This window comes from Streptomyces sp. CA-106110, assembly GCF_050936285.1.
Classification (GTDB): Bacteria; Actinomycetota; Actinomycetes; order Streptomycetales; family Streptomycetaceae; genus Streptomyces.
On record NZ_JBNJNB010000001.1, the window covers coordinates 1,590,987 to 1,610,317 of the forward strand.

Sequence of the window (19,331 nt, forward strand, 5' to 3'; positions counted from 1 at the left end):
GGCCCTCCACGACCCGCCGCTCCCCGGGCCGGGCCCTCGACGGAGGTCAGGCATGGGACGAGTAGGAAGACAGCGGCATCTGAAGTTCCAGGTCGGCTCGCGGCTCTCCTGGACCTTCTCCGCACGGGCGGAACTGGGCCGGCAGGGCCGGACTTCGCTGCCATCACCCGTTTACGCGGCAGGTCTGCGCGCGTCCGTCTCCCTTCTGCGTTCGGTGCTGCGAGCCGCGCGCCCCCACCCCTGTCCACCGGCCCGTCGTGCCATTCGCAGGGGTCGCACCCGGCATCGGTGAGGCGCGTCCGCACCCGCCGCCGGTCTCGCCGTGGCCTGCGGCCGACGGCCCGGCCGAGCCTCAGGCGCCCGGCAGCCACCCGGCCGGCCGCAGGATGCCCAGCAGTTGCCGGACCAGTTCGTCGACGATCTCGTCGAGGGTCGCGTCCACCCAGCCGGCCCGCCAGTCGTGCAGCAGGCCGTTGACGCTGCCGATGAACGCCGTGGCCGCGATCCGGTAGTCGCGGGGCGCCGCCTCGCCGTGCGCCGCCGCCTCGGCGGCCTCCGCGCAGATGAAGTCCACCCAACGGGACCGGCGTTCGAGCCGCTGCTCCTCCAGTCGCGGGCTGACGCCGATGATCTCGACGAAGGCGATGCGGATCCGGCGCGGATCGGAGGTGACGTTAGCGGCGTACGCCCGGAAGGCCGCGGCGGCCCGCTCCGCGAGCGGCCGGTCGCGGGCTCCGGCCAAAGCGGCGGTCGCGGCCTCCTCCGCCCAGTCGTTGACCTGCAGGTGCAGCGCGGCCAGCACGTCCTCGAGGGTGTGGAACTCCTCGTAGAACTGACGCGTCGACAGGCCCGCTGCCTCGCTCAGTGCGGCGACGGTGGTGGCACGGAAGCCCGGCCTGTCACCGAAGAGTTGCAGCGCGGCGCCCAGGAACCGCCGGCGCCGCTCCGCCTGGCGCTCCTCGGCCGACCTGCCGCCGTACCGGCCCGTTGGCTGCCTGAGCCTGCCCGCCACCCGCTCCTCCTCGTCGCTCACTGATCCGTTCGACCGTTGCTCGATTTTGTCGCGTACGGAGTCTTGTGGAGAGGGCCACCCCTTCCTTACTTTCCAGTAAGTCCACTGTGAACGCGGGCGTATTCAGATTCCCGAACTGCGGCACCCTCGGCTCCCCGAGTCGACCCTCCGACGCTGCTTGTCATGCCTAGATCAGGATTGATTCCACAGATGGGACCCCCCATGTCCGTGCTCAGACCCCGCCACCTCCTCTCCTTCGCCGCCGCCCTCGCCCTGACCGCCGGCGGAACGGCCACGGCCGCCTCCGCACAGGACTCCCCCGCCGCGCTGCGCGAGGTGATGTTCGTCGGCAACAACTGGGACGGCACCGCCGACGTCATCAAGTCCACCGGAGACTTCGCCAGGATCGGCCGCGTCGACGTGACCCCGGACAAGGCACAGCGAATGGCGGAGATCAACGCCGATCCGATCAAGTGGATCTACTTCATGGCCATCCGCAACAGCGTCGGCGAGGGCCACGACCAGTTCGTCGACGACATGTACTCCACACCCGACGGAAGGTCCATGGTCGTCTCGCGGCCCAGCTTCGCCGACGTCGTCTCCATCGACCTCGCGACGGGGAAGATCAACTGGCGTTTCCCCGTGGCCGGTTACCGCGCCGACCACATGGCGGTCTCCCCCGACGGCACCAGAGTCGCGGTCTCCGCGTCCACCGCGAACAAGGTGCAGGTGCTGGACATCAGCACCGGCAGGCAGCTGGGCGAGTTCGCCACGGGCGACAAGCCGCACGAGAACATCTTCACCAAGGACGGCAAGTACATCTGGAACATGGCCATCGGCGACGTCAACACCGCGCTCGACGACCCGGCCTGGGACTGGACGAAGGGCGACCGGCACATCACGGTCGTCGACGCCACCACGTTCAAGCAGGTCAAGGTCATCGACATGCGGAGCCGGCTGGACGCGATCGGGCTCAAGGACTTCTCCGACGCCGTGCGGCCCGCGGTCTTCAGCCCCGACGAGTCCAAGCTCTACTTCCAGGTGTCGTTCTTCAACGGCTTCCTGGAGTACGACGTGGCCGCCGACCGGATCACCCGGGTAAAGACCCTGCCGAAGAACCCGGCCACCAGCGAGGACCGTACGACATGGGTGAACGACTCGCGGCACCACGGCATCTCGATGAACCCGTCCGGCACCGAGCTGTGCGTCGCGGGGACGATGGACGACTACGCGACGGTCGTCAACCGCTCCACGCTCCAGGAGGGCCCGCTCGTCACCGCGTCCAAGCCCTACTGGGCGACGGTGAGCGGTGACGGCAAGGACTGCATCATCTCGGAGAGCGGCGCCGACCAGGTCACCGCGATCGACTTCGCCACGGGCCAGAAGGTGACCTCGGTCCCGGTCGGCGACCACCCTCAGCGGGTGCGCCTCGCGCACGTCCCGGCCGACTGGACGGGCCCTTCCGCCGGCTGACCTCCTCTGCCCGCCGCACCGACGGCTCCCTCCGCACCAGGCTCAACAAAGACGCGGACGGAGCCGTCGCCCCGTCCGCGCACCCCCGGCGGTGGCCGGAGCGGCTCATCCCTCGAGCCGGCGTGTCACGTTCAGCAGATACTCCTTCCGGTTCAGCGGGTTGTGGTCGGTGCGCGGCCGGCTGGGCGACGATCCGCCCGCGACGGGTGCGTAGTGGCCGAAGTCGCTCTCCAGCTCACCTTCGCCCCGCGTCAGTCCCGGCAACTGCTGCTCCAGGGAGTGCACCTGGGCCGCCGGGACCGTACCCCGCAGGACGCAGAGGGTTCCCCTCGTCCCCGTCGTCCGGGGCAGGGCCCGCATCGCGGCCAGCGCCGGCAGCAGGGCGCCGAGCGTGTCGGCCGGAGCCTCGATGCGGAAGTCGTGCATCGGCTCGTACACCCGGGTGTCCGCCCGGCGCAGCGCCTCGATCAGTACGAGTGGGGTCAGTCCTCGGAAGTCCGCGCCGGTGCTCGACATGCTCTTGTCGAAACCCTGGTGGGCATGGCTCTGGCGGGGCGAGTAGCCGGAGTGGGTCATGGTGACCGTGCAGTCGGTCACCTCCCAGCCGTGCAGCCCCTGTCCGAGCGTCTCCCGCACCGTGTCCTCGACGGCTTTGAAGAAGGCGTACGGCATCGAGCCCAGCTCCACCTCCAGCCGGAAGTCCACGCCCGAGCCGACCGGGGCGGGATCGACACGGAGTCCGACCGTGGCGAGGAACGGGTTCGGGTCCTTCTTGTTGAACTCCACGGCCGCTCCCGTGCCGGCCGGCCGCTCGATGCACAGGGGCGTCGTCTCCCGGAAGGTGACCTCCAGGGCGAATTCATCGGCGAGCGTGGCCTGGACGACCTCCTTCTGCACTTCTCCGTACAGCGATACGGAGGTCTCCTGCCGCACCTCGTCGTGCCTGAGGTCGATCAGCGGATCCTGCTCGGCGAGCCGGATGAGCGCGAGGTGCAGGGCCCTTGTGTCGACGCCGGGTCCCGGCACCACAACGGTCTCCAGTGTCGGCGGCGCGAAGAACTGTCCAGACGCCTTCCTCGGTACGCCGATGTCGTCCCCGATCCTGATGTCGGCGAGTCCCCACAGCTTGCCGATCCGGCCCACCTGCAGGGCGTCGCCGCGGGCGTCCTCGCCGTCGTCGAAGACGCTGATCGCGGTGACTCTGCCCTCCCTGCGCCCGTCGCCGAAGGGCACGCGGTCGCGGACGCGGAGCGTTCCGGTGAACATCCGCGCGTACGCCACCTTCTCCCCGGCGGGGCCCCGCTCGATCTTGAACACGGTGGCCGAGAGAGGTTCGTCAGGGGTACCGCCGGCGGCGGGCAGCAGTTCCCTGATGCCGCGGATCAGCGCGTCCACCCCCGCCCCGGTGATGGCGGACCCGAAGTACACGGGGTGCACCAGGGACTGGTGGGTCTGGTCGACGAGAGCCGTGTACAGGTGCTCGTGGTCCAGGGCGTCCTCGATGTACGCCGACAGCAGCGCATCGTCGTGGTCGGCGAGCACGTCGATCGCCGACGGGACCAGGCCGGGTACGAAGTGCGCCTCAGGGGTGCCCAGTTGCCCGGTGCGTCCCATCGGCACGACCCCCACGGACAGGCGTTGGGACAGTGCGCGCAGCACGCCCTCCTCCTGGGCCCCACGCCGGTCGATCTTGTTGACGAAGACGAGTGTGGGGATCCGCAGCCGCCGCAGCGTCCGCATCAGGACGCGCGTCTGCGCCTGGACGCCCTCGACGGCCGAGACGACGAGCACCGCGCCGTCGAGCACGCTCAGCACCCGTTCCACCTCGGCGATGAAGTCGGGGTGACCGGGCGTGTCGATCAGGTTGACGGTGATGTCGTCGAGCGCGAACGAGACCACGGCGGACTTGATGGTGATGCCGCGCTGCTTCTCCAGCGCGAGCGAGTCCGTCCGGGTGCTGCCGTCGTCCACGCTTCCGAGTTCGTCGGTCACCCCGGCCGAGTGCAGCAGCCGCTCGGTCAGGCTCGTCTTACCGGCGTCTACATGCGCCAGGATTCCCAGATTCAGAGTGTGCGGATTGCGCGTGTGCACCAAGCGTCATGTCCTTCGAAATGGGAGTGGTTCCTTCCTGGGTGGACATGAACGCTGTGCGCATTGCCGCTCCTCGGCCTCGACGACTGGTCCCGTGCAGTGCAGCAGGACCCCGTCGGCGACGGCAACGGATTAACCTTCAACGAAACGGCGTCCGCGGCGGGCACGACCCCGCCGCGGTCCGCCCCACACTGCGCCGTGTCGGGCCGTTCGCGGCGTGGGCGGATCCGGTGGCCCCGTACGCTGACGGCCTGTCGCCCGTCACCCGCCCGGCGGCACCCGGCCGGTGAACGGCGGCCCGTCCTCCCCCGGCCCCCAGAGTGATCCGGCCCCGTCGCGGGCCGGGCGCGGCTCCCCCACCGGCTCGCGCACCGGGTGCTCCGGACCTGCTCGCAGGGCCCGCCGCGAGCACGTGCCCGGGCCGCCGGTGTGGACGCGCTCGCCGGGAGACAGGGCACCGCCGCACGGAAGACTTGCGGTGCAGGTGACAGGAGCGGACCGTGACCGATGGAGGACGTGATGCGTGAGATCCTTCCGGCGCTGCACCGGTGGTACGCGGCGGGGTCCCCGTTCGGACTCGCCACGGTGGTCACCGTCAGCGACAGCGCGCCGCGCGGCCCGGGCGCCGCGATGGCCGTCGGTGCCGGCGACGACGTGGTGGGCAGCGTCTCGGGCGGCTGTGTCGAGGGCGCCGTGTTCGAACTGGCGCAGGAGGTGATCGAGTCGGGCGAGGCCCGTCTCGAGACCTTCGGCTACAGCGACGAGGACGCGTTCGCCGTGGGGCTCACCTGCGGCGGGCGGATCACGCTGCTGGTGCGCCGGGTGACACCGCAGGAGGACGTCTCCTTCGGGGCGGTGGCCGAGTCCGTGGCCGCCGGGCGTCCGGTGACGGTGGCGACGGTGATCGACGGTCCCGCGCCGCGTGGGGCCACGCTCGCCGTATGGGCCGACGAGGTGGCGGGGTCACTGGGGTCGACGGGCCTGGACGTGGCGGTCACCGCCGACGCGCGCGGCGAGCTCGCCCTGGGCGCCACCGGGCGGCGGCACTACGGCCCGCACGGCGAGCGGCGCGAGGACGCCGTCTCCGTGTTCCTGCACTCTTTCGCGCCACCGCCGCGGATGCTGGTCTTCGGCGCCATCGACTACGCGGCCGCGGTCGCCCGTATCGGCGACTTCCTCGGTTACCGGGTCACGGTGTGCGACGCCCGCCCCGTCTTCGCCACGCCGAAGCGGTTCCCCGAGGGCGTGGAGGTCGTCGTGGACTGGCCGCACCGCTATCTGCACGCCACGGCCACCGACGACCGCACGGTGATCTGCGTGCTGACCCACGACCCGAAGTTCGACGTGCCCCTGCTGGAGGAGGCGTTGCGCCGGCCCGCCGCGTACATCGGGGCGATGGGCAGCCGCCGCACCCATGAGGACCGGATGAGCCGGCTGACGCAGTCCGGGCTCTCACCGGCCGAGCTCGCCCGGCTGCGCTCGCCGATCGGTCTGGACCTCGGGGCGCGCACGCCCGAGGAGGTGGCGGTGTCCGTCGCCGCCGAGATCGTCGCACTGCGCTGGGGAGGCAGCGGTACGCCACTGGCGGCGACGGACGGCGCGATCCATGCCGGCCGGACCGGTCGCGAGCCGTCGTAGCAGGCAATCCGTCGGCGCTACGGCACCCCAGGACGCGCCGCGCCGCGCGACGGGCGGCCGGGCTCAGGCGTCCGCCGGCCGCCCGGCCCGCGGCGGCAGCCGGTGCAGCACCACGTCGGTCAGTGCGCCGTCGGTCACGGTCGCGGTCATGTACGTGCAGTGGGGCTGGCGGCGGCGGTCGGTCGGGGAACCCGGATTGAGCAGGCGCAGCCCGCTGTCCGCCGTGCTGTCCCAGGGAATGTGGCTGTGCCCGAAGACCAGCACGTCGAGATCGGGGAAGCGCTCGGCGCAGCGGCGTTCCCGGCCCGGGGCGGCGCCGGTCTCGTGGACCACTCCGAGGCGCACGCCGTCGAGTTCGGCGCGGGCGACCTCGGGGAGGAGGGCCCGCAAGTCCGGGCCGTCGTTGTTGCCGTGGACCCCGATCAGCCGGGCGGACCGGCTCTCCAGCAGGTCCAGGGTGGCGACGTCCACCCAGTCTCCGGCGTGGATCACCACATCCACGTGCGGGAGTTCGGCGAGCAACCGCGCGGGCAGTTCCCTGGCGCGCTTGGGGAGGTGGGTGTCGGACATGAGGAGCAGGCGCACGATGTCAGGGTGTCACGCCGGACGGGCCCGGTCCTGCCCGCGAGTTCTGGGCCCGATGTGCGACGGGGGCCCGGAAAGCCGGGCTCAGGTGCGCTCCGGCGACGGCACCTGCGGCAGGGCGAGGTCCGCCCACACCTGCTTGCCACCGCTGACCGGCACTGTGCCCCACGCCGTCGACATGGCCTCGACGAGCCAGATGCCCCGGCCGCCCGTGGCCTCCCAGCCGATGCTCGTCGGCCTGACCGGGGTGCGCGGCGAGGCGTCGGCGACCGCGATGCGCAGCCGGTGGTTGAAGAGGGTGAGGTCGAGGCGGACCGGGCCTTCGGTGTGGACCAGGGCGTTGGTGACCAGTTCGGAGACGAGGAGGAGCACCGCGTCGAGTTCCTCGGTCGCATTCCAGGCGCGGAGGGTCCGGCGGGTGAAGCGGCGGGCGTGGCGGACCGCCTCGGGGACCCGCCACACCGTCCAGCTCTCGCGCAGCGGACGCACCGCCATGCCGTCGTAGCGCATGAGGAGGAGGGCGACGTCGTCGCTGCGGTTGGCACCGGTGAGCAGGGCGTCCGCGACAAGCCCGAGGTGCCCGGGATCGGCGGCGGACAGTTCGCGGGCCATCCGGGCAAGGCCGTCCTCGATGTCCACGTCGGCGGACTCGACCAGACCGTCGGTCGTCAGGGCGAGGACCGTCCCGGGCTGCAGCCGCAACGGGCTCATCGGGAAGTCGGCCCGGGTGAGGACGCCGAGAGGCGGTCCGCCCTCCGACTCGGCGATCTCCGTCCTGCCGTCCGGGTGCCGGAGCACGGGCGGAATGTGGCCGGCGCGGACGCACCAGGCACTGCCCTCCTCCATGTCGACGTCGACGTAGCAGCAGGTGGCGAAGAGATCGGACTCCATGTCCACCAGGAGCCGGTTGGCATGGGAGACGACGACGTCCGGAGGGTGGCCCTCGGCGGCGTAGGCACGCAGTGCCGTGCGCATCTGGCCCATCAGGGTGGCGGCACCGGCGTTGTGTCCCTGGACGTCGCCGATGACGAAGGCCACGTGGTTGTCGGGCAGCGGGATCACGTCGTACCAGTCGCCGCCGAGCTCCAGCCCCGCGGTGGTGGGCAGATAGCGGGCGACGGCGACCGCGCCCGGCAGCTCGGGCAGACGGCGCGGGAGGAGGGCGCGCTGGAGCATGCCGATCAGTTCGTGCTCGGCGTCGAAGGCGTGGGCGCGCACCAGGGCCTGTCCGGCGAGGCCCGCCACCGCGGTGAGCAGGGCGCGCTCGTCCGCACCGAAGTCGTGCGGGCTGTCCCAGCCGATCAGACAGGCACCGGCTATGGTGCCCGCGGCGGGCAGCGGCAGCACGGCGAGGCCACCGGGGCCGACCTCCGCGACCGCGGGCTCCAGCTCGGTGCCGGCGGGCCAGACCGCGGGGCGGCCCTCCCGCAGCGCGGCGGCGAGGGTGGGCATGGCCCGCACGGGCGCGTCCGGCCACTCCGAGCGCCACTCCGTCCGCCACACCTCGGGCCACGCCTCCGGTTCCGGCGGGTCGAGGAAGGTGACGACGAGCCGGTCGGACTCCAGCTCGGCGAGGGCCACACGGTCGGCCTTGAGCGGTTTGCGGAGGGCACCGATCACGGCCATGCTCACGTCCCGGACCGTGCCCGCGGTGGCGAGGTCCGCCGCCAGCCGCTGGATACGGGTGACGTCGCTGACCGCTGGACGCAGCTTCGAGGCGTCGATGACGGTGCCGACCAGCCGGGCCGACCGGCCCTCCCCGCCGGGGAGCATGCGCCCGCGCAGCCGCAGCCACTTCGGCTCGCCTGAGGGCTTGAGGATGCGGAACTCCAGTTCCCGGTCGCCGAGGGACATGTGGTCTGCTTCGACCACGGACATCAGGGAGGGCACGTCCTCCGGCACGGTCCGGGCCAGGAGGGTCTCGACCCTGCCGTCGAACTCGTCCTGGGCGATACCGAACAACTCCAGCATCTCGTCGTCGACCTCGACCCGGCCGCTGTCCACGGCGAGGCTGAACGAGCTTCCGGACGGCTCGACCACATCACCCTCGGCGCGGGCGGGTCCGGTGATGGCGTCGGCGAGAAGCCGCAGACAGCCGCGCTCCTCGGCGTCGAACCCGTCCAGCCTGTCGCTGACCGCGACCAGCCACCCTCCGTCAGGAAGCGGCAGGACGGCCAGCGAGAAGTCCCCGCCCGGCAGCCGTTCGGTCTCGGCGCAGCGGGCGAGGTCCTCGGCGGTGAGCCACACGGGCTTCCTGGAGCGGTGCACGCGCGCCGCCGGGCCGTCGTCGGAGAGGGAGTAGGTGTCGCGCAGTCCGTACAGAGTCCGCGGCACACCGACCGACTCGGTGAGGCACAGTTGGCCGCCGTCCTCCGCCGGGGCGTAGACGGCGGCGAGGGCCGCACCGGCGAAGACGAGGGCCTGTTCGAGGACGCGGCGCAGGCGCTCGCGCGGGTCGAGGTCCGTGGTGAGGGTCTTGAGGGCAAGTTCGGCACGGAGCGATCTCGTTCTGCGCACCGCAGCGCCCTCACTGCCCATTTTGCAATTACAGCGCTTCCGCGACGTCGGCGCAGCCCCTGTGCGCAACCCGGTACGCGCAAACGTCGACGGGCGAGATGCGGCCGCCGTGCTCGTGTTCAGCCGCGTTCCTGGGGGTGACAGGGCCAGTCTGGGACCCGCGAGCAGTCCTACCGTGGTCCTATGAACAGCACAAACGCGCTCGGCGACTTCCTTCGCGCCCGCCGGGCCCAGGTGCGGCCCGAGGATGTGGGGATCACCGGCGGCGGGCTGCGCCGCGTGCCCGGGCTGCGCCGCGAGGAGGTGGCGACGCTGGCCGGTATCAGCTCCGACTACTACCTGCGTCTGGAGCAGGGGCGCGACCGCAATCCGTCCGTGCAGGTCCTCCGGGCGCTCGCCCGCGTCCTGGGCCTGGACGACGACACGACCACGCATCTGATCGGCCTGGCACAGCCCCAACAGCCCCGCGCCCGAAAGCACTCCGCGCGGGACGAGAAGGTTCCGGTGAGCATCCGTCAGCTCATCGAGGGCTGGACGGGCAATCCGGCCTATGTGCAGAACAGGTTCACCGACATCCTCGCTGTCAACGCACTCGCCGCGGCCCTCTCCCCCCACTACGCGCCCGGCGTGAACCTGCTGCGGGCCGTGTTCCTGGACCCCGCCGAGCGGGATCTGCGCCGCGACTGGGAAGAGGCCACCGCCGAGGGCGTGGCGAGTCTGCGCGCGCACGTGGGCTCCGAGGTCGACGATCCGCGACTCGTCGAGCTGGTCGGCGAGTTGTCCGTGCGCAGCGAACGCTTCCGGCTGCTGTGGGGCCGTCATGACGTGCTGCCCCGACGCGGCCGCCTCAGCAGGCTGACCCACCCCGAGGTCGGTGACCTGGAGCTGCACTCGAACAAATTCGAGATCGGTGGGACGGACGGGCTCACCCTCGTCGTCTTCCACGCCGAACCGGGCAGCCGCAGCGCCGAACTGCTGGCGCTGCTGGCCAGTCTGCACGCCCCCGGTGGGCGACCGGCCGACCCGGACACGTCGGCGCACGATGTGCGTACCGGCCGCGACTCCGCCGCCTCCGGCGGGGGCCGCGGAAGCCGGGGCGGGCGGCGGGCCGGGCGTCGTTCTGCTTCCGGCGACAGAGGGTGAACGCCCTTGACCGGGCGGCATCCGAGGTCCGCGGCGTCGCGCGCGCGACGCACGCCTGCCCGACCGGCGGACGCGCGCCGGCGAGGTCCGGCCGTCGCGGTGGCGACCGCAACAGGGCGACTTTGCTCATTTTGCGGACGCCAACGCGCGCATGTGGCCTACTGAACACGCGGAAGCGGTCCGGCCCTCCCGCCGGGGCCGGACCGCTTCCGCGGCCGCGCAGGAACCGCTACGGCGTCCCGGTCACTGACCCGACACCAGTCCCGAGCCGTCGCCGACGCCGCTGCTCTGCGACTGGCCCGACGGGTCCGCCGCGCCGCTCGACTGGCCGCCCGGGCTCGCCGTCTGCTCACCCGCGCTCGGGTCGACGGCTCCGGACTGGTCGCCCGTGCCAGAGCCGGCCGCGCCGCCCGCGCCGAGCGTCGCGCCGGTCGCCTGGAGCGCCGTGGTCACCGGCTGGAAGAAGGTCTCGCCGCCCGTGGTGCAGTCGCCGCTGCCGCCCGAGGTCAGGCCGACGGCGCTGCCGTCCTGGGTGAACAGGGAGCCGCCGCTGTCGCCGGCCTCGGCGCAGACGTCGGTCTGGATGAGACCGGTGACGGTGTCGACGCCGTTGGGGTCGGTCTCGCTCTGGAAGTTGACGGTGGCGTCGAGGCCCGTGACGGTCCCGTCGTGCAGACCTGTGGTGCTGCCCATCCGGAAGACCTGCTGGCCCACCACCGCGTCGGCGGCCTGGTTGATCTGGACCGTCTGCCCGTTACCGACGTCGACCTCGCTCGGGGCCTGGGTGTTCGGGTCGTCGTACTTGACGAGCGAGAAGTCACCGTTGCCCGGGAAGGTGGCCTGGTCGACCGTGGCGATCGGCCGGCCGTTCTGCGAGTCGGACCACTGCTTGGCCGCGACTCCGCAGTGACCGGCCGTCAGGAAGGCCGGGCTGCCGTCGCTCGCCGTGACGTTGAAGCCGAGGGAGCAGCGGACGCCGCCGCCGTTCACCTGGGCGAAAATGGCATCGCCGCCGGACACGAACGTCTTGAAGGTGCCAGCGGACTTCTTGACGGTCGCGACGCCCGAGCCGAGGTTCTTGACCGTCGACTGCAGCGTGTTCCACTCGGAGCCGGTGACGGTGCTGTCGGCGGTGACCCGGATCTCGTTGGTCTTCGGGTCGACGGACCACGCGGTGCCGGGGATCGTCGCCCTGGTCCGGAGGGTCTTCGCGGCGGTCTGGAGCGCGGCGGTGCTGTTGCGCACCTGGTTGGGGACCGCGCCCGCCTTTCTGATGGTGTTGACGACGTTGCTGTCGTCGCCGACCACATTGACGATGATCTGCTGCTTGTCCGCGCTGTAGTAGGAGCCCGCGAAGGCGTCACCGAGTTGGGAGGCCAGCTGCGAGGCGAGGTCCGAGACGTCGCCGGCCTTGAACGTCCTGGGCGTGGCGTCCGTCGACGAGTCCGTCTGGGAGGCGTTGGCGTTGGGCAGCAGAAGGGCCGCAGCTCCGAGCGCCGCCACGCTTCCCGCCGCGATCGCGGCCTTGCGCTTGGGTATGCGTTTGTGACTCAACTCTTGACCTCCTGGGACGGGGGTGCGTTGCCGCCGTCCGGCAGCTGACTGGGCGCCTGGATGCCTGTTGATACGCGCGCGTCACGGGGGCCGTTCAATCGCTCTTGCAACTGGCCGAGTTGGCGTATGCGAAAGCGTGAAATAGGTGGCAAACACGTCTGACGGAGCGCGGCGGGGGGAAAGAATCACGCATGACTCCAGCCGAAGCCGACAAGCTCCTCTCCGACAACTTCGCCCCCTGGGTGCTCGAACTGGGCCTGAGCGTGGTGGAACTGGACGACCAACGGACCGTCCTGCGACTGCCGTGGTCCACCCGGCTCGCCCGGGAGGGCGGCGGTCTTTCGGGACAGGCGCTGATGGCGGCGGCCGACACGGCCACGGTGATCGCGGTCTCGGCGGCGCGCGGCGGCTTTGTGCCGATGACGACGGTCCAGCAGTCGACCAGCTTCCAGCGCGCGGTCATGGACGCCGACGTACTGGTGGAGGTCGTACTCACCAAGCTCGGCCGGCGCATGGCGTTCGCCGACGTGACGATGACCGCGGAGGGCGAGACGGAGATCGCGGCGCGGGCCGGCACGGTGTACGCGCTGCTCGGCTGAGGACGCCCCGCGGACACCAGCCGGGGGCCCTTCGGACACCTTGCGCCACCGGCCGGTGACGCAAGGTGGCGGACGCACGACGGAATCCCGGCTTCAGGGAATCTGCACACCGATTACTCAAGCAAGTCACCGTGTACGGCAGATCTGCACAGTCGCGCGCCGGGGGACGCGCCATTGGAGCGGACTGTCCCATTCGGCCCCGCGGCGACAAGGCGCCGTGTGCGCCGATGCCGCGCAGCATGTGAAGAAGTCGCCTCAAAGACGTGCGCAAGCCTGCACGGATCGCTCTCCGACTACGTCAATTGCCCTGGTGAGAGCGATGGTTGAGTGGAATCGCCGAGCGTCGGCGTGCTTTGATCCGTTGCACCGCGGGGCCGCCGAGGATGCACCCGGCAACGGATTCCCGGCGCCTGCGGACCGCGGCCGGACGTCTGTCCCCAGAGACGGGCCGCTCTCCCCTTGTGAATACCCATATGAAGGGAAGTTCCATCATGAACTCCACCCCCCAGGTTGAGACCGCCGAGATCTCGGACGCCGAGCTGGACGCCGTGTCCGGTGGCCTGTCCCTCAACGCCGTCGGCACCGTCACCGGCCTGGTGGACGGCGTCGCCCCGGTCTCCGGCCTGGTCGGCACGGCTGTCGGCACCGTCGAGGGTGTCACCGGCCTGAACGCCGCTCCGGTCACCCAGCTGGTCGCCGGTCTCTGATCGCGCCCCTGCGCCGCTGAGTCCCGGAACCGCATACCGGTTCCGGGACTCACGGATGCCATGAATCGGTCGGCTCGCACACGGGCCGGCTCCCCCGTTGACCCGGCTCACCCGAGCCGGCTCCCAGTCACCCGCAGGTGAGGGAAAGTTCCGTGCAGTTCCGCCAACAGGCCCTCGCTAAGCTGCAGTCGCCCGAAGAGCTCGACCTCCCGGTGCGCTTCGCCCGCCCCCAGGGCTGGTTCGTACTGACGGTCACGGTGGCCGCCATGGCCGCCGCCTCCGTGTGGGCTGTGACGGGCTCCGTGGCCTCCACGGTCAGCGCTCCCGCCATCCTCACGCACGGAGAGGGCAGTTACATCCTGCAGAGCCCCGTGGCCGGGCAGGTCACCGCGGTCCTCGCCAAGGAGGGAGAGCGGCTGCCCGCCGACTCTCCCGTGCTGCAGGTCCGCACCAGCCAAGGCGATTCGGTGGTGCGCACGGTCGCCGCGGGGCGGGTCACCGCGCTCGCCGCGACCATCGGCCAGATCATCCAGACCGGCGCGAACGTCGCCGCCGTGGAGAAGGTCGCGCACGCGTCGGACCCGCTGTACGCGACGGTGTACATCCCCGCCGAGAACGCGGCCTCCATCCCCGCCGACGCCGCCGTCGACCTCACCGTCCAGTCGGTGCCTGCGCAGGAGTACGGCGTGCTGCGCGGTCATGTGAAGTCCGTGGACCGCACCCCCCAGTCGGCGCAGCAGATCGCCGCGTTCCTCGGGGACAGCCAGCTGGGCGAGCAGTTCACCAAGAAGGACCGGCCGGTGGCCGTGCTCGTGCGGCTCGACTCCTCGTCCCGCTCGAAGAGCGGCTACAAGTGGTCGTCCGCGGACGGCCCCCCGTTCGCCCTCTCCTCCATGACCCTGGCCACGGGTTCGATCCGCTTGGCCGATCAGCGTCCCGTCGATTGGCTGCTGCCGTGACCGCTCCCCAGGACACCCTGCCCCCGGTGCGGGGCAGACGCCGTGCCGCGCCGCCGCCGAAGCGCACCGTTCCCAAGGGCAGGCGCAAGACCGTGCGCACCCCCACCGTGCTGCAGATGGAGGCCGTGGAGTGCGGTGCCGCCTCCCTGGCGATGGTGCTCGGCCACTACGGCCGGCACATCCCGCTCGAGGAGCTCCGCATCGCCTGCGGCGTCTCCCGCGACGGCTCGCGCGCCAGCAACCTCCTCAAGGCGGCCCGCAGTTACGGCCTGACGGCCAAGGGCATGCAGATGGACACGGCCGCGCTCGCCGAGGTGAAAGCACCCGCGATCCTGTTCTGGGAGTTCAACCACTACGTCGTCTACGACGGCATGGGCCGCCGCTTCGGCCGCCGGGGCGTGTACATCAACGACCCGGGCAAGGGCCGCCGCTTCGTGCCCATGGAGGACTTCGACACCAGCTTCACCGGCGTCGTCCTGGTGATGGAGCCGGATGAGGGCTTCACCAGGGGCGGCCGCAGGCCGGGCATCCTCGGTGCCATGCCGGCCCGCCTGCGCGGCACGTCGGGCACCATGCCCGCCGCCGTCCTGGCGAGTCTCCTCCTGGTGGTGGTCGGGGCCGCGCTCCCCGCGCTGAGCCGCACCTACATCGACATGTTCCTGATCGGCGGCCAGACCTCGCTGCTCGGCGTGCTGTTCGCGTCGATGGCGGCCTGCGTGCTGCTGACGATCGTGCTGACCTGGCTGCAGCAGGCGAACCTGCTGCGCGGGCGGATCATCTCCTCCACTCTCTCCAGTGCCCGCTTCCTGCGGCATCTGCTGCGGCTGCCGGTCACGTTCTTCGCCCAGCGCAGCCCCGCCGACCTGGTGCAGCGGCTCCAGTCCAACGACGCGGTCGCCGAGACCCTGGCCCGCGACCTCGCGGCGGCCGGTGTCGACGCGGTCGTCGTCGTGCTCTACGCGGTGCTGCTGTACACGTACGACCCGCAGTTGACGTTCGTCGGTATCGGCGTCGCGCTGCTGAACGTGGTGGCCATGCGGGTCGTCGTACGGCTGCGGGCGACGCGCACGGCCAAGCTGCGCGCGGACACCGCCCGGCTCACCAACACGTCCTACACCGGCCTGCAGCTGATCGAGACGATGAAGGCGACCGGAGGTGAGGACGGCTACTTCCGCAAGTGGGCCGGCCAGCACGCCACCACGCTGGAGGAGCAGCAGCGGCTGGGAGCGCCGAGCGCCTGGCTGGGCGTGGTCGCCCCCACGCTCGCCACGCTCAACAGCGCGCTGATTCTGTGGATCGGCGGGCTGCGGGCGGTCGAGGGCCATATCTCGGTGGGTCTGCTGGTCGCCTTCCAGGCGCTGGTGACCCGCTTCACCGCGCCGATCACCCGGCTCAACGGGGTCGCGGGCCGTATCCAGGACTTCGCGGCGGACGTGGCCCGTCTCAAGGACGTGGAGAACTTCCAGGCCGACCCGCTCTACGGGCGCTCCGGCGGCCGCGAGTCGACCCGCCGGCTGCACGGCCATGTCGAGCTCGAGAACATCTCGTTCGGCTACAGCCCGCTCGACAAACCGCTGCTGGCCGGCTTCCACCTGACGGTCGGCCCCGGCGAGCAGGTGGCGCTGGTCGGTGGCTCGGGCAGCGGCAAGTCCACGGTGTCCAGGCTGATCTCGGGCCTGTACGCCCCGTGGGAGGGCGAGATCCGCATCGACGGGCAGCGCCTGGAGGACCTTCCGCGCGGCGCGCTCGCGGCCTCCGTGTCCTTCGTCGACCAGGACGTCTTCCTCTTCGAGGGCACGGTCCGCGACAACGTGGCCCTGTGGGACCCCTCGATCCCGGACGACGCCGTGGTCGCCGCGCTGCGGGACGCCGCCCTGTACGACGTCGTCATGCGCCGCCCGGGAGGCATCCACAGCCGCGTCGAGCAGGACGGACGGAACTTCTCCGGCGGCCAGCGCCAACGGCTCGAGATCGCACGGGCGTTGGTGCGCGGCCCCAGCATCCTGGTGCTCGACGAGGTGACCAGCGCCCTGGACGCGGAGACCGAGCAGACCGTGATCGACAACATCCGCAAGCGCGGCTGCGCCTGCGTGGTGATCGCGCACCGGCTCAGCACCGTGCGCGACAGCGACGAGATCGTCGTGCTGCAGCACGGCACGATCGTGGAACGCGGGCGGCACGACGCCCTGGTGGCGGCCGGCGGGGCGTACGCCGAGCTGGTCAGGGAGCGATGAGATGACGACGGTTCACGAGGGCGACCTCGTCCTCAATGCCCTCGGCCAGATGGGGGCCCCGGTCGACTGCGCCGGCCTCGGCCGGCTCGACCTGGAGGGGCCGCAGGTGCTGTGGCTGGTCGCCTCCGGTGCGCTGGACCTGTTCGCGGTGGACTCCGTCGTGCAGGGCCACTGGCACCACATCGGCCGTCTGGAAACCGGCGCCCTGCTGCTCGGCCCGGTCCCCGGTCCCCAGCACACCCTGGTCGCCCGCCCGGTGCGCGACTGCGTGGTGCGCCGCATCCAGCTGCGCGAGCTCTACCAGCAGGTCGACACCCAGACGTGGTCGTACGACGAGTACGGCAACCCGCAGTACGTGCCGCCGACGACGAGCCCGCTGGAGTACGCCCTCGCCCTGGGCGTCGGCCGCGGCCTGTCGATCCTCTTCCAGGCGCCGATGGCCAACGACCGGGCCGCCGACATCACCGACGACGACGTGTTCTGGATGCAGGTGCCGCCGGGCAGCGTCCAGTACGGCTCCCTGTACGGGGCAGAGGCAGCGGCCGACCTGCTGATGGACCCCGCGATCTGGCAGAGCATGGTCGACCAGCAGTACCGCCTGCTCACCACGCTCGACCGGTGGATCGAGCAGTTGGAGCGCAGCCACGAGACCCGTACGGCGGCGGGCATCAAGGCGGGCGAGGCGGTGCGTGCCCAGGCGGACCAGACGCTGCTCGCCTCGATCGGCAAACCGTCGGCGAAGCGCACGACGACGGCGGACGCCGACGCCACGTACGCGGCCTGCAAGGTGGTGGCGCGTGCCGCGGGGATCACGCTCGCCGAGCCCGCGCAGAGCGGTACCGAGAGCGACCGCCTGGACCCGGTCGAGCGCATCGCGCTCGCTTCCCGTGTCCGCACCCGGGCTGTCCGGCTCGACGGACCCTGGTGGCATGAGGACGTCGGCCCCCTGGTGGGCCACCGGGCCCTGTCGGGCGCGCCCGTGGCGCTGCTGTGGCGGCGCGGCGGCTATGCCGCGGTCCAGCCGTCGTCGGGGCGGGAGACACCGATCGAGAAGGCCAACGCCGCCGAGTTCGAGCCCCGTGCCGTGATGTTCTACCGCCCGCTGCCCGACCGGCGGCTCGGCCCGTTCGGGCTGCTGCGGTTCAGTATGCGGGGCACGGGCGGCGATCTGTGGGGCCTTGTGCTCAGCGGTCTGGTGACCGTCGTCATCGGCGCGCTGGTGCCCATCGCCACCGGCAAAGTGCTCGGCGAGTTCGTGCCGAAGGCCGAGGAGGGGCTGATCGTCCAGGTCTGCCTCGCGATCATGGTCACCGGCGTGGTGGCGGCGGCGTTCATGCTGCTGGAGAACCTGACCATCCTGCGCCTGGAGGGGCGGATCGAGGCGACGCTCCAGCCCGCCGTCTGGGACCGGCTGCTGCGGCTGCCGACGAAGTTCTTCGCCGAGCGGTCCACCGGCGAACTGGCCAGCGCGGCGATGGGCATCAGCGCCATCCGCCGGCTGCTCGCGGGCGTCGCCCCGGTGGTCGCCCAGTCGGTGACGGTCGGCGTGGTGAACCTCGCGCTGCTGCTCTGGTACAGCGTGCCCATGGCGCTGGCGGCGATCGGCATGCTCGTCGTCATCGCCGCCGTGTTCCTCGGACTGGGGCTGTGGCAGGTGCGCTGGCAGCGGCAGCTGGTGCGGCTCACCAACAAGCTGAACAACCAGGCGTTCCAGACCCTGCGGGGCCTGCCCAAGCTGCGGGTCGCGGCGGCCGAGAACTACGCGTACGCCGCCTGGGCGCGGGAGTTCGCCCGCAGCCGGGAGCTGCAGCAGCGGGTGGGCCGGATCAAGAACCTGACGACGGTCATGGGAGCGGTGTATCTGCCGCTGTGCTCACTGCTGCTGTTCATGCTCCTCGCCGGCCCGGCCAGGGGCACGCTGTCCGCCGCCGCCTTCCTCACCTTCAACACCTCCGTGACCATGCTGCTCACCTCGGTCACCCAGCTGACCGGCGCGTTCGTCTCTGGGGTGGCGGCGCTGCCGCTGTTCGAGGAGATCAAGCCGGTGCTGGACGCGGCGCCCGAGGTGCGCACGGCGAGCACCCGCCCGGGTGTGCTGACCGGCGGCATCGAGGCGCGCAGGCTCTCGTTCCGGTACTCCGACGACGGCCCGCTGGTCCTCGACGACGTCTCCTTCGACGTGCGGCCGGGCGAGTTCGTGGCGATCGTCGGCCCGAGCGGCTGCGGCAAGTCCACCCTGCTGCGGCTGCTGATCGGCTTCGACAAGCCGGTGTCGGGCAGCGTCCTGTACGACGGCCAGGACCTCGCGGCACTCGACCAGTCCGCGGTACGCCGCCAGTGCGGGGTGGTGCTGCAGCACGCTCAGCCGTTCTCGGGGTCGATCCTGGACGTCATCTGCGGCACCGAACCGTTCACGCCCGAGGAGGCGATGGCGGCGGCCGAGATGGCGGGCCTCGCCGAGGACATCAAGCGGATGCCGATGGGACTGCACACCATCGTCCAGGGCAGCGGCGCGATCTCCGGCGGTCAGCGTCAGCGCCTGATGATCGCGCAGGCCCTGATCCGGCGGCCGCGCATCCTCTTCTTCGACGAGGCGACGAGCGCGCTGGACAACGAGACCCAGCGGAAGGTCATCGAGTCCACGCGCGCCCTGAACGCCACCCGCATCGTGATCGCCCACCGTCTGTCCACCGTGCTGGACGCGGACCGCGTCATCGTGATGGAGGACGGCAAGGTCGCCCAGCAGGGCCCGCCGGCCCAGCTCCTCGCGGACACGTCCGGACGGCTGCACGAGCTGGTCCGGCGTCAGATGGCGTGAG

At 71.5% G+C, this 19,331-nt stretch carries 13 protein-coding genes; 8 read left to right on the forward strand and 5 right to left on the reverse strand.

What is annotated here, in order from left to right; all coding sequences use genetic code 11:
- Nucleotides 1–352: 352 nt before the first annotated feature.
- Nucleotides 353–1,012 (reverse strand): helix-turn-helix domain-containing protein, encoded by a 660-nt coding sequence (locus ACQEXA_RS07430; RefSeq protein WP_433134477.1) that lies wholly within the window; start codon nucleotides 1,010–1,012, stop codon nucleotides 353–355.
- A gap of 222 nt (nucleotides 1,013–1,234) precedes the next feature.
- Here ACQEXA_RS07430 and ACQEXA_RS07435 point away from each other — a divergent pair, with 222 nt between their 5' ends.
- Nucleotides 1,235–2,485, forward strand: a complete 1,251-nt coding sequence (locus ACQEXA_RS07435) for a YncE family protein (RefSeq protein WP_432935957.1) — start codon at nucleotides 1,235–1,237, stop codon at nucleotides 2,483–2,485.
- Nucleotides 2,486–2,590: 105 nt separating this feature from the next.
- Here the strand turns inward: ACQEXA_RS07435 and ACQEXA_RS07440 are convergent, their stop codons facing one another.
- A complete protein-coding gene (locus tag ACQEXA_RS07440) occupies nucleotides 2,591–4,576 on the reverse strand; it encodes a GTP-binding protein (protein WP_433134479.1) in 1,986 nt (661 codons plus the stop codon).
- Nucleotides 4,577–5,095: 519 nt separating this feature from the next.
- Here ACQEXA_RS07440 and ACQEXA_RS07445 point away from each other — a divergent pair.
- Nucleotides 5,096–6,214: an XdhC family protein gene (locus ACQEXA_RS07445; RefSeq protein WP_432935955.1), complete on the forward strand. Its 1,119-nt coding sequence runs from the start codon at nucleotides 5,096–5,098 to the stop codon at nucleotides 6,212–6,214.
- 63 nt (nucleotides 6,215–6,277) lie between these two features.
- Here ACQEXA_RS07445 and ACQEXA_RS07450 read toward each other — a convergent pair whose 3' ends face one another.
- Nucleotides 6,278–6,799 (reverse strand): metallophosphoesterase family protein, encoded by a 522-nt coding sequence (locus ACQEXA_RS07450; RefSeq protein WP_432935953.1) that lies wholly within the window; start codon nucleotides 6,797–6,799, stop codon nucleotides 6,278–6,280.
- Nucleotides 6,800–6,883: 84 nt separating this feature from the next.
- Nucleotides 6,884–9,337, reverse strand: coding sequence for a SpoIIE family protein phosphatase (locus tag ACQEXA_RS07455; RefSeq protein ID WP_432935950.1), 2,454 nt, complete (start codon nucleotides 9,335–9,337; stop codon nucleotides 6,884–6,886).
- A 162-nt stretch (nucleotides 9,338–9,499) separates the two neighbouring features.
- Here ACQEXA_RS07455 and ACQEXA_RS07460 point away from each other — a divergent pair, with 162 nt between their 5' ends.
- Nucleotides 9,500–10,459 (forward strand): helix-turn-helix transcriptional regulator, encoded by a 960-nt coding sequence (locus tag ACQEXA_RS07460; protein ID WP_432935948.1) that lies wholly within the window; start codon nucleotides 9,500–9,502, stop codon nucleotides 10,457–10,459.
- A gap of 243 nt (nucleotides 10,460–10,702) precedes the next feature.
- On the opposite strand, the gene ACQEXA_RS07465 is transcribed toward ACQEXA_RS07460, so the two are convergent.
- Nucleotides 10,703–12,013, reverse strand: a complete 1,311-nt coding sequence (locus ACQEXA_RS07465) for a S1 family peptidase (RefSeq protein ID WP_432935946.1) — start codon at nucleotides 12,011–12,013, stop codon at nucleotides 10,703–10,705.
- A 191-nt stretch (nucleotides 12,014–12,204) separates the two neighbouring features.
- Between ACQEXA_RS07465 and ACQEXA_RS07470 the strand changes: the two genes are divergently transcribed.
- The 5 genes from ACQEXA_RS07470 to ACQEXA_RS07490 all read left to right on the forward strand — a co-directional run bounded on the left by ACQEXA_RS07470 (nucleotide 12,205) and on the right by ACQEXA_RS07490 (nucleotide 19,330).
- Nucleotides 12,205–12,612 carry a PaaI family thioesterase gene (locus ACQEXA_RS07470; protein ID WP_433129133.1) on the forward strand — a complete coding sequence of 136 codons (408 nt, stop codon included), beginning with the start codon at nucleotides 12,205–12,207 and terminating at the stop codon, nucleotides 12,610–12,612.
- A 491-nt stretch (nucleotides 12,613–13,103) separates the two neighbouring features.
- On the forward strand, nucleotides 13,104–13,319 hold the full coding sequence (locus ACQEXA_RS07475) for a type A2 lantipeptide (protein WP_432935942.1): 216 nt from the start codon (nucleotides 13,104–13,106) through the stop codon (nucleotides 13,317–13,319).
- Between the two features lie 152 nt (nucleotides 13,320–13,471).
- Complete coding sequence (locus ACQEXA_RS07480; protein ID WP_432935940.1) at nucleotides 13,472–14,278, forward strand: HlyD family efflux transporter periplasmic adaptor subunit; 807 nt, start codon at nucleotides 13,472–13,474, stop codon at nucleotides 14,276–14,278.
- Nucleotides 14,275–16,512 carry an NHLP family bacteriocin export ABC transporter peptidase/permease/ATPase subunit gene (locus tag ACQEXA_RS07485; RefSeq protein WP_432935937.1) on the forward strand — a complete coding sequence of 746 codons (2,238 nt, stop codon included), beginning with the start codon at nucleotides 14,275–14,277 and terminating at the stop codon, nucleotides 16,510–16,512. Before ACQEXA_RS07480 ends, ACQEXA_RS07485 begins: the two co-directional genes overlap by 4 nt.
- Nucleotide 16,513: 1 nt before the next feature.
- Nucleotides 16,514–19,330: an NHLP bacteriocin export ABC transporter permease/ATPase subunit gene (locus ACQEXA_RS07490; RefSeq protein ID WP_433129135.1), complete on the forward strand. Its 2,817-nt coding sequence runs from the start codon at nucleotides 16,514–16,516 to the stop codon at nucleotides 19,328–19,330.
- The last annotated feature ends 1 nt before the right edge of the window (nucleotide 19,331 follow it).